This is a genomic window from Falsochrobactrum ovis, from assembly GCF_003259955.1.
Lineage (GTDB): Bacteria > Pseudomonadota > Alphaproteobacteria > Rhizobiales > Rhizobiaceae > Brucella > Brucella ovis_A.
The window spans coordinates 60,731-76,944 of the sequence record NZ_QLMK01000008.1; the positions used below are offsets into that span (position 1 = coordinate 60,731).

The following is a 16,214-nucleotide window of genomic DNA, read 5'->3' on the forward strand; positions in this document are numbered from 1 at the left end:
CGCTGTCGTAATCGAAATTGCCGAGGTAGGGCTGATCCACCCCCATTGAACGGGTCCACCTTGAAGTATGGTTTTGACCATGAAGGAGGACCACAATGGCAAACAAGCGACACAAGCCCGACGAGATCGTCACGAAGCTTCGGCAGGTTGAGGTTTTGCGCGGCCAAGGCATGGCGATGGCGGATGCCGTTCGCCAGATCGGCGTTTCCGAACTGACGTTCTACCGGTGGCGCAAGCAATATGGCGGCATGAGCCGTGACCAGCTTCGGCAGTTGAAGGATCTCCAGAAGGAGAACGAACGGCTTCGCAAGGCGGTGGCCGATCTGACGCTGGACAAGCTGATCCTGACGGAGGCTGCGCGGGGAAACTTCTGAGCCCCTCGCGTCGCCGTGCCTGCATCGACCATGTTCGCTCGGTTCTGCCGAAGCGCGTGTCGGAGCGCCGGGTATGCCTCGTGCTTGGGCAGCATCGCTCCACGCAGCGGCGTATTCCTCGCGGCCGGGACGACGAGCAGCAACTGACCGAGGACATCGTTGCACTGGCCCGCCGCTATGGCCGCTACGGCTATCGCAAGATCGCCGAGCTTCTGCGCAGCCAGATGGGCTGGGTGGTCAACGACAAGCGGGTCGAGCGCATCTGGCGGCAAGAGGGGCTGAAGGTTCCAGCCAAACAACCGAAGAAAGGCCGGCTCTGGCTCGCCGACGGATCATGCATCCGCCTGCGCGCCGAGCGGCCCAACCATGTCTGGTCCTACGACTTCGTCGAGGACCGCACTCATGACGGAAGGAAGTACCGCATGCTTAACGTGATCGACGAGTTCACGCATGAGGCGCTGGCGATCCGCATCGATCGCAAGCTCAACTCCACCGACGTCATCGACGTCCTGTCCGACCTGTTCATCCTGCGCGGCGTGCCTGAGCACATCCGTTCCGACAACGGCCCGGAGTTCATCGCCACGGCCGTGCAGGACTGGATCACCGCCGTCGGGGCGAAGACTGCCTACATCGCACCCGGAAGCCCATGGGAGAATGGCTACATCGAGAGCTTCAATGCTCGCCTGCGCGACGAACTCCTCGAAGGCGAGATCTTCTACACGCTCAAAGAGGCCAGGATCATCGTGGAAAGCTGGCGTCGGCATTACAACACCGTGCGTCCGCATGGATCGCTCGGCTACAAGCCGCCGGCGCCGGAGGTCTTCATCCCGGCATTCGCGCGGGCGGCCCTGCAACCCCAACCAGCGATGCCGCCCGCGCTGGCGCCACGACCATCATTGCACTAACAATCAAATTGGACCCGTCCGTGGGGGCCGATCAGCTTGCTGCCATCAGCGCCATTATTGCAGCCGGTTGCGCTTGGGCGCCAGCGCAATCTGACTGGGCTAAACTGTCCCCATCGGTCAATACGCTATTGCTGATCTGCGCGGTAACCGCGCCGGTTTCACTCCTGGCTGATCTTCACCAGCCGGGGAGATTTTGGCATTTTTATACCAATTTCACGCCGTGGTCTTGGATGTCCTGGGGCGCAGTTTTACTGCCAATCTTTGCCGGACTTTCTGTGGTATTCTGTGCTTTATGGTGGCTCGGCTGGCAAAGGCTTCAGCGTTTAGTTGCGCTTGCGCTGATTGTTTCAGCAATCTCTATCCTGATCTATACCGGATCTGAGATAATGGTTCTTCGTTCGCGCCCATTATGGCATACCTATTTTGTGCCGATTAATTTAGCGCTGACAGCATGGCTGGCCACAATTGGCGGCATGATCCTGATTGCAAAATTCCTGCCTCGTCATTTTCCTCCGCTGCCAGAAAAACCAGTGCTGATCTTGGCATCGCTGGCCGCGATATCGTTGATTATAACGGCTCTTTGCTGGGGAATTCTCGGCGTTGCGGGGCATGAACCATCATTCGCTTATGCCTATGCGCTATTTGCTCAATATCCGGCATGGCGCTTAAGCCTCATTGGCTCGATTGCTGCTGGTTTGCTCGTTGTGGCCATGCTGTGGTTCTGGAGCCGACGTGAAACCGGTTGGTTCTTTCAGTTCTTTCTTGCTGTGCTGTTGCTTGGATCGGCTTGGGTTTTCCGCTGGGTGATCTTTATGAACGTACAGAGCGTACCAAAATATGGTGCCGGCCTGTATCTCTATACGATGCCATTGGGTGCAGATGGCTTGCTTGGCATTGTGGGCATTTTCGGATTGTTCATTGCGATGATTGCGATCGTCACTTTCGCCCTCTCAGTTTTCCCTAAAAGCCCGTTTCTGAAGAGCAAACAGTATAATTTCCAGTCTTAATACGCATCTGACCGAAAATTGTATGGCAGTTGACGGGTTGTGCTTAAAGGTAAGATCATGAGCAATAACGACAATAATAATTCAAAAAATGAATCTCCTAAAGGGAATAACAGCAAAATTGACCGTCGTCGTTTGTTGTTGAGTGGCGGTGTTGCGGTTGGTGGCTTAACAAGTTTTGCGGCTGGTTATGGGCAAACTGTGACCAAGGCGGCCAAAGGATTGTTAACGGGCACTGCTGGTACGCCGACCGCCAGTGCTACGCGCGGTAATTCGCTAAAACCGGAACTGACAATCGATAAGGCAACCGGCGAACTGATCATGGCAAAAGACCATGTGGTTTCGCCTTCCATGTGCCTTGGCTGCTGGACGGCGTGCGGCGTAAGGGTGCGTGTTGATCAGAAAAACAATCGCATCGTGCGCGTAGCAGGAAATCCTTATCATCCGTTGGCGACGACCAATCCGGCGCCGATTACCGATAGTGTGCGCGAAGTCTATACAAAGCTCGGTGGTGACAGCGGCTTGGAAGGCCGGGCGACGGCTTGTGCCCGGGGCGCGAGCATGTTTGAAAATCAAAATAGTGAGTTTCGCGTGCTACAGCCGATGAAACGTGTAGGAAAGCGCGGCGAAGGCAAATGGGAGACAATCTCCTTTGAGCAGCTGATTGAAGAAGTGGTAGAAGGTGGCGATCTATTTGGCGAAGGTCATGTGGATGGTTTCCGCGCCATTTATAACCACGATAAGCTGATTGATGAAGATAATCCGGAATATGGTGCGGTCGTTAACCAGTTGGTAGTCACGGAAGCGGCCAATGAAGGCCGCACACCTTTGGTGCAGCGTTTTGCCCAGCAGGCTTTCGGCACGGTGAATACGGCCAATCATGGGGCCTATTGTGGGCAGTCTTATCGCGTCGGGACCGGTGCCAGTTTTGGTGACTTGAAAGGCATGCCACATGGCAAGCCGGATTGGAAAAATAACCGTTTTGCGCTATTTATCGGCACAGTTCCCGCACAAGCTGGTAATCCGTTTCAGCGCATGGGGCGTCAACTAGCCGAAAATCGTAGCCGTACCGATGGTGAAGGTTTTGAATATGTGGTGGTGACACCATTATTACCTGCCACATCATCCATGGCGCTCGGGTCAAAAAATCAGTGGGTCGGAATTAAACCATCGACCGATCTTGCTTTGGTCATGGCGATGATCCGTTGGATCATTGAAAATGAGCGTTATGACGCGCAGTTTTTGGCGCAACCATCACCACAGGCCATGGAGCGAGCCGGCGAAGCCTGCTGGACCAATGCCACACATTTGCTTATCGCGGATGAGGAAAACCCTGATTTTGGTAAGTTTTTGCGTGCGCAGGATTTCGGCTTTGAAATACCGGAACCAGTAGAGGGTGAGGAGCCAAAACAGGTCTATATGGTTAAGGATCAAAGTGGAGAATTGGTGCCACATTTGAGCGATCAGCCAGCACAATTATTTGTCGATGAAATTATCACTTTGAAAGACCGGCCGGTACGGGTGAAAACCGCGTTAGCGATGCTGCGCGATCATGCTAATCGTATGGAGCTGGCAGAGTATTCCGAGATTTGCGGTATTCCGGTCGAAACTATCATTGAAATCGCGACACGGTTTACCAGCCATGGTAAACGCGCTGCAGTAAACGCCCATGGCGGCACGATGAATGGCAGTGGTTTCTATACAGCCTATGCGATTGCGATGCTCAACACTTTGATTGGCAATATTAACGTGAAGGGCGGCCTCTCCATAGGAGAAGGGGCGTTCGGACCATTTGGACGAGGGCCGCGCTACAATTTTGCACAATTTAAAGGCAAGGTGCAGGGTAAAGGTGTTTCACTGGCGCGTCACCGCAGCTTGCGTTATGAAAAATCCAGCGAATTCGCTCGTAAAAAAGCCAGTGGCCAATCGCCTTATCCTGCAAAAGCGCCGTGGTATCCCGCAACCGGACCAACCAGTTCGGAAATGATTGCTTCTGCAGTTGCAGGCTATCCTTATCCGGCAAAAATCTGGCTCAATCACATTAGTAATCCGGTCTATGCGCTGAACGGGTTTAAAAATACGGTTGGTGAAAAACTTAAAGATCCAAAAGTAATCCCGCAGATCATCTCGGTTGATGCTTTCATCAATGAGACAACGGCGCTGGCGGATTATATTGTTCCCGACACTCTGACTTATGAAAGCTGGGGTCATACTACGCCTTGGGCGGATGTTGTGCAAAAATCTTCAACAGTGCGCTGGCCGGTTATCGAGCCGCGTGTTGCAAAAGATGCCCGGGGGCAGACCGTTGATTTTGAAAACTTCCTTATCAGCGTCGCCCTAAAACTTGGCCTGCCGGGCTTTGGTAAAGACGTTATCAAGGATAGCGAAGGCAACACGCATGATCTTTTGTCTAAGGAAGATTTTTTCCTACGCGGTTTTGCCAATGTGGCTTATGCCGGTGGCAAACCAGTGCCGGATGCTACCGATGATGACATGGCGCTGACCGGGGTTGATCGGTATCAGGATGCACTGCGGGCCAAACTCAGCAATGAGGAATGGCGTAAAGTGGCTTTTCTGATGAGCCGTGGCGGACGTTTTGCTGATGAAGAAAAAAGCTGGGATGGTAACAAACAGGTAAAAACTCATCCGCAAGCTTTGCAATTATGGCATGAACCGCTAGCAACAATGCGTCATGCGATGACTGGTGAAAGGTTCGTCGGTTGCCCGACCTATTTTCCGCCACGTCTGGCTGATGGCCAGGCAATGCGCGATGTTTTCACCGCGAAAGAATGGCCGTTTATGGTGACTTCTTATAAGTCGAATTTGATGAGTTCGATCTCAATCGGCGTTAAAAGATTACGTCAGGTCCATCCGCATAATCCGATCGTTTTGAACCGCGAAGATGCTGAGGAACTTGGTATCGGGGTTGGTGACAAGATCACGATTGAAACACCGGGCGGACAGGTGACCGGTGTAGCGCTGCTACGGGACGGTATTGTGCGCGGAACCATCGCCATTGAACATGGTTTCGGCCATTGGGAAATGGGCGGCAGATCGCATCTGATTGACGGTCATCCCACAGCGGTTGATGACGGCGCGCGTAACGGGGTTAATATGAATCTGCTGGGCTTTTCAGATCCGACCCGACCTGAGGCGCCCAATGTTTGGATTGATTGGGTGTCAGGTGCCGTGGTTCGGCAAGGGTTGCCAGCGAAAATCTATCGGGCGGATGTTGGGTGAAAATGCACGCATAAATATGTCGAGTCGGCATTATTAAGCTGATGGTGAATGGCCGAATGAGAATAGGAATCTCTGCTTAGACGGTCATTTCTAATTTGTAATCATGCCACAATGTGCGCGTCGTCTTTCGTATGAGGATCGATGCGTTGAAAGTTTATGCCAACGAGGGCAGAAAACTGATTGATCTGGTCAAGCGCAGTATGGAACTTCCGCGCTTGTCTTGCAGATCTGAACCGCCTTAATATGAGTCCCTCTTTTCGTGATTGAACGGCATGGAGTTTCCGGAGGCAGTGGATTTGTGTCATGCAGCCATAGCTGGCGCGTCCTGCGCTCACTGTTGAACGTTGAGTAGCATTCCTTCACACGATTTCCGCGTGAGATAGCGGCTCTGTTTAATGAGGAAGCCAACAGCCCCCGAGCAGGGCGGCCAAGCTTGAAGCTTTGACTTACGCTTTCGTGCTGTGCTGGGCTTCCAAGCCCCTACATTGTGGCACCAATTTGCCAGGGCACGAATTCGCTATCACCATAGCCCATGGCTTCCGACTTGGTGTGCTCACCTGATGCGACGGCAATGATTTTGTTAAAAATTTCTTCTCCCTTCGCTGCGAGAGAGACACCGTCCAGAATATCTCCGCAATTTATGTCCATATCGTCAAGCATTCGGTCGTAAATAAAGGAATTGGAGGCTAGCTTTATCGTCGGCGTGGGCTTGCCGCCAAAGGCAGAACCACGACCTGTGGTAAAACATAAAATATTGGCGCCGCCTGCCACCTGGCCTGTCACCGAAACCGGATCATAGCCGGGTGTATCCATGAATACCATGCCCTTGCTGGTAACCGGTTCAGCATATTGAAATACTCCGGAAAGATTGGAATTGCCGGCTTTGGCCGCAGCTCCAAGCGACTTTTCCAAGATGGTAGTCAACCCACCCGCTTTGTTGCCAGGGGAGGGATTGTTATTCATCTCCATATTGTGGCGGGCTGTATATTCTCTCCACCAGTGGATACGTTCAGCTAAAAGTTTGCCGATTTCAACATTTTCCACACGGCGCATGAGCAGGTGTTCCGCGCCATAGATTTCAGGTGTTTCGGATAGGATGGCTGTGCCACCTTGCGCGACAAGTAAGTCGGCCGCAACACCAAGCGCTGGGTTTGCCGTTATTCCGGAATAGCCGTCAGAGCCACCGCATTGTAGTGCAAGCATCAGTTCTGAAACCGGTGCTGTGGTACGTGTGGCGCGGCCAACAGATGGAAGCATTTCTTTAATCGCGGCAACGCCGGATGCTACAGTTTTTTGGGTGCCGCCGACTTCCTGAATCGTTAACGTACGAAAAGTATCACTTTCGGTTATGCCGTAGGTACGCATCCAACGGGGAATCTGGAATGCCTCACATCCTAACCCCACAATAAGAACGCCGCCTACATTCGGGTTGGCTGCATAACCCCATTGGGTGCGTTTTAACAACTCGTATGCTTCACCATTAATATCAATGCCACAGCCTGTGCCATGCACCAAGGAAATGACACCATCAATATTCGGGTAACCTTCAAGAACGCCTGAGCGGTTGATTTCTTCCACGATTAAGCGCGCGGCCGTTGCTGAGCAGTTTACCGATGTCAGAATGGCAATATAGTTCCGCGTGCCGTATTTTCCTGATGGCCGTCTAAATCCTTGGAATGTGCGGCGCTTCTCTAACGGTATCAGGCTGGCAGGTTTTGCATCGACGCCAAATTCATATTCGCGTTCGAAACTATGCAAATACACATTGTGTTCATGCACCCATTGACCGGGGGAAATGTCATTTAATGCAAAGCCGATCACTTGGCCGTATTTGATGATTGGCGCATCTTTGGCGATCGCAACGATGGCCATTTTATGCCCGCGCGGAATGCGTTCGCGGGCTTTAACTTCGGCTATCTGCTCTTCGGGAGCGAAAGGGTCAATCGCTACAATGATATTGTCTGTATCTGTGAGTTTAACGAAGCGCGCCATGGGGAACCGTCAATTATCGTGAACGCATGCTTGACGATATTGCCAAGGCACGCAGCTGTGATACTAATATAATAGTGTGAAGCCATCAGCGTCAAGCTGCGAAAACCACACTACAGTTGTGAAAAAAAGCATAAATTGAGGGGTATCAAATGGTAACGCGAATGGGATTGTGCATTGGGTTAAAGCCGGATGTTATCGAGCAATATAAGGCGTTACATGCAGCCGTCTGGCCAGATGTGCTGGCCTGCATAAGAGAGGCCAATATCCAAAACTACTCAATCTTTCTAAGAGAGCCAGAGAACCTGCTTTTTGCATATTGGGAATCTACCGGAGATGACTTCGACGCCGATATGGCCCGAATGAAAGAAAATCCGGCCATGCAAAAATGGTGGGAAATTTGCGACCCTTTACAATCCCCTTTAGCAACGCGCGCTGAAGGAGAGTGGTGGGCGACGATGGAGCCGGTTTTCTTTACAGCGTAATTGAGAACCGCTAAGGGCCACTCTATCAAGCGGCCCTTCTTTCTAAGGCGCTTGGATCACTCAAGTGCCTCAATTTCCTGCCACAATTCGGCAGGTATGTCATATTCAAACCAGTCGGCGTTTGTTTGAACTTGATCGGCATTTCGCGGCCCGATCAATACGCTGACGACTGCGCTATGACGCATTGGAAACTGTAATGCTGCAGCACCTAACGGTACTTGGTAGCGCCTACATATCTCCGCCAGTTTTTTAACTTTGGTAATGATTTCTGCAGGCGCGTCCATATAGTCAAATTTATTGGTCCCGTCACCATCCTCTGATGCCAGAATGCCGGAATTAAACACCCCGCCAATCACAATGCCAACTTCGTTTTTTTGAGCTTTATTAAGCAATGCGTCGGCTGAGCGATCAAGGAGAGTGTAACGCCCTGCCAATAGGCAGCAATCCAAATCGGCCTCATTCATCGCGTCGTCCATGGCTTGAACTTCATTTACTCCAAGGCCAAAACCGCGGATCAAGCCTGCCGCACGAAGTTCCTCCAGTGCCCTGAAGCCACCCGATGTCAGGGCATCCCAATGATATTGATGCCTATCGGCATGTGTGAGCCGTCCGATATCATGAACATATAACAGGTCAATTTCGGGCCGGCCCAAGCGCTGCTGACTATCATCAAAACTGCGCATTATACCATCATAGGAATAATCAAAAACTTCTTCAAAATTTAGTCCGCTATTCCATCCCGAGTCGAAGGGGTTTTTGGGGGGCGCAGGAGGTAGCTCGCGGCCGGGTCTGCTCCGTGCCATCAACCGTCCGACCTTGGTGCTCACAGCAAATTTTGTATCATCGGGAAGTTGTTCACGTAGTGCGTGACCTAAAAGATGTTCCGCGCGTCCTAAGCCATACATGGGGGCTGTATCAAAATAACGGATACCCATGATCTCGGCTTGTTTGACGGCGGCCAATGCATCCTCACCGCTGACCGGCTGATAAAGCCCGCCGAAGGCCGCTGTGCCTAATCCGAGGGCGGATAATGTGAGATCCATTCTCGGAATTTTACGCGTCTCAGAAATCTTCATTTAGATTCTCCCCCTAATTGCTGGCCCTAATTCAAGCCGGTTTATATGTTTCAAATTCTACTTTGGCTCAGCCAAAAGCGTATTATCGGTCTGCCCATCATCCAAGTAGGATAATGTATTTTGTAATGAAGTTTCCAAATGGTTTCTAAGAGCATGCATAGCAGCTTCTGTATCGCGTTCGCTTAGTGCTTTCAGGATTGCTCGATGTTGGGCAATGGTTTCATTTCCTGCACCCGGAGAGGGAAGCGACAGCAAACGGCACCGGTCCATCTGCGCCTTAGAGATATCCACGACCTTCCATAACATGGATAAATCGTTAACTTCCGCAATATAGCGGTGAAAGTCATCATCTCGTGCAATGGCTTCATCAAAACGGCAGCGCTTGAGCGCCGTCTCGTGATCATTAATAATGTCTTCCAGATCTTGAAGATGACGCAATTCTAAATGATTTGCACGCTTGATGCTTTCCATCTCCAGCGCAATGCGGATAATATAAGCTTCTTCAATATGCTTACGATTTATTTCTGCGACGAAAGTTCCGGTCTGTGCGAAAACTTGCACAAGACCTTCATCGCTAACTTTTTTAACTGCTTCTCGGACCGGTGTTCTTGAAATGCCGAGCTGGTTGGCGATCTCTACCTCATTAATTGGCGCACCTGGAGCCAATTTGCCGGTGACAATCGCCTTGCGTACTAATGTGTAAATCTGATCGCGCAAAGGCATTGATCGATTGAGCGTAACGCCCGTCAGGAAATCGGACAATTTAGCTTCGTTTCCTGCATCCGCAGTTTTCGACATTTCACTATGCCCTTTTGCTCTATTCTATCGTGTTACTGATCATACCCTAACTACGCAGCCTTTCGCGATTAGGTACAGCGGTTTCGGATGTCAATCTAGTTCCACGCAAGCCGGATTCTAATTGCATTATATTAATGTAATGTGCAAGAATTATTAGAGCTAGGGCTTTACCGGTGTGATACGCCATGCGGTGGAAGGTAGGTACGCAAGGGGAGTTTGAGAGAACTTATGAGGAAATTGTTTGATTGAGTTGTGATTGCGACTTACGGGACATAGGGTTTAAGCAATCCTTACCCTTGCTGCCATCGAGCTAACTGCTGTTTGGTGGGTTACGATAAATCGCCCTATCATGCTTTCGTTTTCGATCCCTAGTAATCGGGTAATCTATTAAACTGATCGCTGCACCATCATCTGTGAAAGACAAAGAAGGCGGCAGCTGAATTTACTGTCGGGTGCGCGAGGAGGCGCCTGTCATGACTTCAGGACGTATTATTGATGCGCATCACCATTTTTGGCGTGTATCCCGCGGGGATTATCATTGGATGTCGCCAGATATGGGGCTGCCACTCTACCGAGACTATTTACCGGAAGATATGACGCCGCTGCTTCGTAAATGCGGGATTGATTATACAGTTGTTGTACAAGCAGCTGAAACGGAGGCAGAAACCGATTTTCTCCTTACGTTAGCTCAAGAAACGGACTTTGTCGCTGGGGTTGTCGGTTGGCTGAACATGGAAGACGATCAATTTGAAGCAAAGCTAGATGTGCTTTGCCGTTCTCCCAAATTTGTCGGCCTGCGTCCAATGAATTTGGCAATTGAAACAGTTGCTGAGATTTTGGATGGTAAGGAGGTCAAAGATCGCCTTCCTATTCCGTTGACTGTCGTCACGATGGAGAACGTGAATTCGGTCGAACCGGCCTTTTAGTTCGTTCGGAATTTGATAGTTGCAGGCATCAAATGCCTGCAATTTAATTTATATTGATCAAAGCTAATTCTGCAGCCCCTTCGACACTCTTATGGGTGTAGCTTTATGGGTGAGGCTGTATTTGCGCAGGATCATGCCTAGTTTCATGAGTGCGATCGGATGACAGGGCAAGGTCGACGACACTTGCATGCCATGGCCCGTCGGGACAATTGCAGATCGGCGGTGTGATAGGAAATTATGATAATTCTAACTAAACGTCGCAAATATTAATGCTGCTATATTGGTTACATCAACTCCCTATTAAGAAAATAGCTGACCGATACATTAGAATTTACTGCGCGCTCCTCTGACAGCAGGCGCTTAAGGTTGGCTTAAGGTTGCTCTCGTTTCCTTGTCCATGCTAGTCAAACGAGGATCATTATTTTGAATATAAAAGCCCCACACCGCGTTGCGTTCGGGCGGCGCGGGTTCCTTATTGGTGTGTTCGCCTTGGCTGGGTGTACATCAACACGCCAGCTTGCGCCGGTCGCACCCTCAGTGCCTTTATCCGCGCCGCAACCTTCGCATGTACCGGCTTCGACTGTACCGGCTTCGACTGTACCGGCTTCGACTGTACCGGCTTCGACTGTGCCGCCCATGTATTATGCCATGCCTCATGAGCGCTTTCCAATCCCCGAAGTCGATATTTCCAAACTCGATCGCAAATGGTGGCGGACCGAAGTTGATTATCCCACCGATGAAAAGGTGGGGACTGTCATTGTCGATACGCCAAACCGCTATCTCTACCACGTCCGACCTGGCGGGCGCGCGGTCCGTTATGGCGTCGGTGTTGGTAAAGATGGCTATTCATGGGCTGGCCGAGGTCGGCATATTGCCTATAAGCGCGAATGGCCGCGCTGGAATCCGCCCGATGAGATGGTCGCACGCCGACCAGAGCTGGAGCCGATCAGCATAGCCAATGGCGGAATGGCTCCAGGACTGAATAATCCACTGGGATCACGCGCGCTCTATATCCATGAAGGCAATAAAGATACGATCTACCGTATCCACGGAACCCCCGAATTTTGGACGATTGGTAAGGCAGTGTCATCCGGTTGCATACGCATGGTCAATCAGGATGTCATTCATCTTGCAGGCAATGTGCGTGACGGAAGTCCGCTAGTCGTGATAGCTGACCCTAACATGAAACATCTGCTGACATAAAGGGGCCGTCAAGCGCGGTGAGCGTGTCCTATGGCCACGCTCAAACCTCCGCCTTCGCGGTTGCGCAACTGCAAGTGCCAGCCGCTTCGCTGAACTGCCAGTTCGACAATGGCAAGACCAAGTCCGCTGCCAATCGCCGCCTTGTGACGCCCTCGGAAAAACCGCTCTGTGATTTTGGGAAGCTCATCGTTGGGAATGCCCGGGCCATCATCCTCGATAAGGATGAGATTATTGCCTCCCTCGCTCACACACCGACAGCGCACGATAGCACCTGGTGGCGAATGATTAACCGCATTTTCCAAAAGATTACGGGCCGCAAGCGTGAATAATTCCGGCTCGATCTGCGCGGACAAACTATCAAGCTCGGGCGACAATTCTATCCTAACATTGCGCGTTGGATCGGCTAATTCATCAGCTAGCGAACGGAGTACAGGGCCAACCTCGGTCACGCCTCCCTGGCTTACCCGCTCGAACGATTCAAGTGCTGCCATGTCCAGCAATTGTCGGACGAGCCTACCGGTACGATCAACTCCGATGACGATCTGGCGTAGCGCCTGATCTCTTATTTCTCCCTCGTCGCTGGCCAAGGCCACCTGAGCTTGAGTTTTAAGACCGGCCAGAGGCGTGCGCAACTCATGTGCGGCAAATGCGGTGAAGCTGCGCTCATGCTCACGCAATCCCTCCACGCGGGCAAACAGCCCGTTCAGCGATTGCAGCACCGGTGCGATCTCCTTTGCCGTATTCACATCATCTATGGGGCTGAGATCAGATGCATGACGTGCTTCAAGTTCAACGGCGATTTTCCGCAGGGGTTCGAGGCCTTGGCGCACGCTGAGCCAGATGAGGACAGCAAGGATCGGCAAAATAAGCAGAACTGGTAAAAGCAGACCCCGGATCACATCATTCACGAGCCGGTCCCGAATCCACATACTATCGCCGACCAAAACCCGCACGCCCAATTGTTCGTTGGTGACCGCATAAACCCGCCAAACTTCGCCATCGATGATAGTTTGAGAAAATCCGTCGGCTTGATCCGTCAGCTTCTCGTCGGGTGCGCCTTTTGATCGCCCTATGAGTGCGCCTTGTAGTGACCAGATTTGGCATGAAAGCTGCCGATCATAGGCGCTGTGTTCTCGCAGCGGCAGGTCTGCGGGGGCACCTTGTCCGGGATCAATGGCAATTTCCTGGCTGACAATGAGCGAAGAGACCATGCGCCCGGCTTCCATCAATCTGGCGTCGAGAACTTTTTCTACTTCGGCGCGGGTGGACAGGAAAATCCAGACAATGGCCGAGAGCCAAACCAGACTAGTGGTTAATACCAGAATGATAATCAGGCGCCGTGAGATTGAAGTCATCCCGGCTCCTCGCCAAGACGATAGCCAATGCCCCGAACGGTTCGGATTACATCTGGGCCGAGTTTATTACGAAGATGATGAATATGAACTTCGACAGCATTGCTTTCGATCTCCTCCTGCCAACCGTAAAGCTTTTCCTCAATTTGGTTGCGAGAGAGGATCTGTCCAGGATGAATCATGAGCGCATGTAGGATCGCATATTCGCGCCGTGAGAGATGTATCGGCCTGCCGTCTTGCTCAAGCGTTTGAGTTGCGGGATTGAGTACCAAACCGCACCATTTAAGCAGCGGACCGTGGCGCGCCGCGCCCCGGCGGTGCAGAGCACGAAGACGTGCGGCGACTTCATCAAGATCGAATGGCTTACCAAGATAATCATCAGCACCCGCATCAAGCCCGGTGATCCGGTCTGATACTTGATCACGCGCGGTTAAAAGCAGCACTGGCGTCGTATCCCGCCGCTCGCGCATTGAACACAATATGTCTAGCCCCGAACCATCCGGCAACATAAGATCAAGCACTACGGCGTCGAATTCATGATTTCTGAGAGCGACCTCGGCTTCATCGCAGGTTTCGACGGCATCGGTGTTAAAGCCTGCAATCTTCAGCCCCACTTTCAAGCCATCGCGTAAAACAGCATCATCCTCAACAATCAACACACGCATCGTCACCACCTACAATCTTTAGCATGTGTTCTCGCTAAGGCTTAAGGCATTCTTAAGAATTGCAGTCATAGCCGTCCGAGCCGATGAATTTATCTCATATTCTTTGATCGTGCCGTAAATCGTCCCCATAGGGAGCTGATCAAGCCATTTCATCAATAGGTGCCCTGCCTGAACAAAACAACGGTCATCTCGTAACACTTCGCTGCATGTTCTTGCGAATTTCTATGCTCCAGACCGGCGACTATTTGACATTATAGGTTTGCCTCAGAGCAACAAATATAGTGTTGCAACGATGCGTGAAGGCTTGCGCCTTTTCGGATCTCCGCAGGTATCGGCGAGCCGGTTTCCATTAAAGTTTGATACGAAAGCCCTGTAAGGTCGCTGTCTATGTGTGACAGCAACCTGTTGGGCTTCCCTTCCGAGAAGGAAGACAAACTCGGCGGTAATGATCGGCTAATTTTGCGCAGAATAATGCCCAGCGTCTTGCCAGTTCAAATTGCGACTGGTTTTGCCGATACCTGGATTGAAAGAGTTTGTCGGGTCTAATTCTTTGTAGAAGTTTTTTAGACTCTCTTCCGCTTCATAAAGGTGGCCAACATTGTGCTCGGCCGGATATTTCGCACCGCGAGCTTCAAGGAGCGCAAGAATATCATTTTTGATTTTCTCGCAGTCTTCCCCTTTTTTGACCAAATATTCCTGATGCAGCACGTGGCAAAAAAAGTGACCGCAATACATGATGGTGTCAATTTTCTGCGCAATGTCAGCAGGTAGTTTTTCAAACCAATCTATTGTATTTCGCGGCAGCGCAATATCGAGCGCAACAATGTCCTCTACCGTTTTGGGGTTTACCGCACGGTAGCGCACGACGGCTCCGCCCACCGCAAAACGGTTCAAGAAGGCAGCGCTGCCTTCTTCCTCGGTGCACTCAAAATATGCACCCTTACTGGTTGGAAACCGATCCGCAAGATATTTCCGCGCTTCTTCAATGCCTTCATTGCCCATTTTAAGCAAAAGGTGATGCTCGTAACGATCACGGAAATCATTCAATCGGTTGGGCAGATGGTTTGGCAATAATTTACTGGCGAACTGAAGCAACCGGTCGCTGATTGCGCCACCTAGTCCGAGCTTCTCTGTTATTCCGTCAAAACGGCTTTTCAAGCTGAAAGCGAGTGGCACTCTGTCTGTTCCAAATTTTTGGATAAACAGATACATATCTTTGCCATACTGGCTTGAAAGATCATATGCATTGCGGTGCATATATTCGCCAGCAATCGGCAAGCTGTCAAAGGTTGAAAGAATATCGCGCCGGATCATCCCAAGTTCGGATGGATCATTTGAGCCGATATAAAAGACCTGCGTTTTGTCATCAGCCGGGAATGTATCAATGCGCAATGCAAAGACAGCTAACTTGCCGGCAGAGCCGGAAGCTTCATAAAGTCGACGCGGGTCAGCATTATATCTTGCGGGTGTGCTGGCTGAAATATCCCGAACATGATTGCAATATTCATGGTCGGAAGCACAAAGATTAGTGGGATTTTTTATTATATCAGCAGGGATTTCTCCGCGATCCAAACGCCCCAGGATTTCTTCCGGAGTGGTTCCCAAATCAATGCCAAGATGGTTGACGAGCTTAAGTTCGCCATCAGCGTCTATGCGGGCATAGAGCGCGAGTTGGGTAAATGCTGGTCCACGACGGATCAATGAGCCGCCAGAATTGTTGCAGATGCCGCCCGTGACCGATGCGCCGATACAGCTTGACCCGATAACGGAATGCGGCTCGCGCCCATGAGGACGCAGCGTTTTTTCTAGCTGATCAAGGGTGACGCCCGGTTGCGATACAACTTGCGCGCCCCCATCAAGCAGGCTCATCTGATTAAGCCGCATGGTATTTATGATAACTACGGGCCGATCATACCCTTCCGGAACCGGCGTTGATCCGCCAGTCAGGCCCGTATTCGCGGCTTGAAAGATGATGATAGTGCCAGCCTTATGGCAGGCCTGAAGGGCACGCCACATTTCAAGAAGTGTGCCGGGACGGACCACCGCCACTGCATCGCCACCGCCGTAACGGTAGCCCTGTCGAAAACGGCGAGTTTGAGTGTCGCCAGTAAGCACATATTTTCGGCCAACAATCTGGCGTAATTGTTCAACAAGTATCGGCATGATCCTGACTTCGCAAAAATTGGAGGGGGCTTCT

The 16,214-nt window shown here is 51.3% G+C and carries 12 protein-coding genes; 6 read left to right on the forward strand and 6 right to left on the reverse strand.

Translation table 11 applies throughout. From position 1 onward, the window contains the following. The first annotated feature begins 95 nt into the window (after positions 1–95). From C7374_RS10620 to C7374_RS10630, 3 genes are all read left to right on the forward strand, one after another. Positions 96–1,279 (forward strand): IS3 family transposase gene (locus C7374_RS10620; RefSeq protein WP_111575603.1). Its coding sequence is split into 2 segments (ribosomal slippage): positions 96–360 and positions 360–1,279, totalling 1,185 coding nucleotides; the frame shifts between segments, so codons are not numbered across the junction. Between the two features lie 20 nt (positions 1,280–1,299). Continuing rightward, positions 1,300–2,286, forward strand: coding sequence for an NrfD/PsrC family molybdoenzyme membrane anchor subunit (nrfD, locus tag C7374_RS10625; RefSeq protein WP_245412628.1), 987 nt, complete (start codon positions 1,300–1,302; stop codon positions 2,284–2,286). 57 nt (positions 2,287–2,343) lie between these two features. Further along, positions 2,344–5,523 (forward strand): tetrathionate reductase subunit A, encoded by a 3,180-nt coding sequence (locus C7374_RS10630; protein WP_111575604.1) that lies wholly within the window; start codon positions 2,344–2,346, stop codon positions 5,521–5,523. A 480-nt stretch (positions 5,524–6,003) separates the two neighbouring features. On the opposite strand, the gene C7374_RS10640 is transcribed toward C7374_RS10630, so the two are convergent. Next, positions 6,004–7,515, reverse strand: a complete 1,512-nt coding sequence (locus tag C7374_RS10640; RefSeq protein WP_111575606.1) for a UxaA family hydrolase — start codon at positions 7,513–7,515, stop codon at positions 6,004–6,006. 149 nt (positions 7,516–7,664) lie between these two features. Between C7374_RS10640 and C7374_RS10645 the strand changes: the two genes are divergently transcribed. Next, on the forward strand, positions 7,665–7,997 hold the full coding sequence (locus tag C7374_RS10645) for an L-rhamnose mutarotase (protein ID WP_170130241.1): 333 nt from the start codon (positions 7,665–7,667) through the stop codon (positions 7,995–7,997). A gap of 56 nt (positions 7,998–8,053) precedes the next feature. On the opposite strand, the gene C7374_RS10650 is transcribed toward C7374_RS10645, so the two are convergent. Together C7374_RS10650 and C7374_RS10655 are read right to left on the reverse strand one after the other, a co-directional pair. Continuing rightward, positions 8,054–9,073, reverse strand: coding sequence for an aldo/keto reductase (locus C7374_RS10650; RefSeq protein ID WP_111575607.1), 1,020 nt, complete (start codon positions 9,071–9,073; stop codon positions 8,054–8,056). Positions 9,074–9,130: 57 nt separating this feature from the next. Further along, complete coding sequence (locus C7374_RS10655; protein WP_245412629.1) at positions 9,131–9,871, reverse strand: GntR family transcriptional regulator; 741 nt, start codon at positions 9,869–9,871, stop codon at positions 9,131–9,133. Between the two features lie 473 nt (positions 9,872–10,344). Between C7374_RS10655 and C7374_RS10660 the strand changes: the two genes are divergently transcribed. Continuing rightward, entirely contained in the window at positions 10,345–10,797 is a 453-nt protein-coding gene (locus tag C7374_RS10660; RefSeq protein ID WP_111575608.1) for an amidohydrolase family protein, read from the forward strand. A 417-nt stretch (positions 10,798–11,214) separates the two neighbouring features. Further along, a complete protein-coding gene (locus C7374_RS10665) occupies positions 11,215–12,000 on the forward strand; it encodes a L,D-transpeptidase (protein ID WP_374850463.1) in 786 nt (261 codons plus the stop codon). A gap of 8 nt (positions 12,001–12,008) precedes the next feature. Here C7374_RS10665 and C7374_RS10670 read toward each other — a convergent pair whose 3' ends face one another. From C7374_RS10670 to dld, 3 genes are all read right to left on the reverse strand, one after another. Then, entirely contained in the window at positions 12,009–13,355 is a 1,347-nt protein-coding gene (locus tag C7374_RS10670) for an ATP-binding protein (protein WP_111575610.1), read from the reverse strand. Beyond that, complete coding sequence (locus C7374_RS10675; protein ID WP_111575611.1) at positions 13,352–14,017, reverse strand: response regulator; 666 nt, start codon at positions 14,015–14,017, stop codon at positions 13,352–13,354. The genes C7374_RS10670 and C7374_RS10675 overlap by 4 nt, the downstream gene beginning before the upstream one ends. Positions 14,018–14,470: 453 nt before the next feature. Then, positions 14,471–16,180 (reverse strand): D-lactate dehydrogenase, encoded by a 1,710-nt coding sequence (dld, locus tag C7374_RS10680; protein ID WP_111575612.1) that lies wholly within the window; start codon positions 16,178–16,180, stop codon positions 14,471–14,473. Positions 16,181–16,214: the final 34 nt, after the last annotated feature.

Coding starts and splice junctions, on each gene's coding strand:
- C7374_RS10645 (WP_170130241.1), top strand. CDS start 7,665: ATGGTAACGCGAATGGGATTGTGCATTGGGTTAAAGCCGGATGTTATC.
- C7374_RS10630 (WP_111575604.1), top strand. CDS start 2,344: ATGAGCAATAACGACAATAATAATTCAAAAAATGAATCTCCTAAAGGG.
- C7374_RS10675 (WP_111575611.1), bottom strand. CDS start 14,017: ATGCGTGTGTTGATTGTTGAGGATGATGCTGTTTTACGCGATGGCTTG.
- C7374_RS10660 (WP_111575608.1), top strand. CDS start 10,345: ATGACTTCAGGACGTATTATTGATGCGCATCACCATTTTTGGCGTGTA.
- C7374_RS10655 (WP_245412629.1), bottom strand. CDS start 9,871: ATGTCGAAAACTGCGGATGCAGGAAACGAAGCTAAATTGTCCGATTTC.
- C7374_RS10650 (WP_111575607.1), bottom strand. CDS start 9,073: ATGAAGATTTCTGAGACGCGTAAAATTCCGAGAATGGATCTCACATTA.
- dld (WP_111575612.1), bottom strand. CDS start 16,180: ATGCCGATACTTGTTGAACAATTACGCCAGATTGTTGGCCGAAAATAT.
- C7374_RS10640 (WP_111575606.1), bottom strand. CDS start 7,515: ATGGCGCGCTTCGTTAAACTCACAGATACAGACAATATCATTGTAGCG.
- C7374_RS10670 (WP_111575610.1), bottom strand. CDS start 13,355: ATGACTTCAATCTCACGGCGCCTGATTATCATTCTGGTATTAACCACT.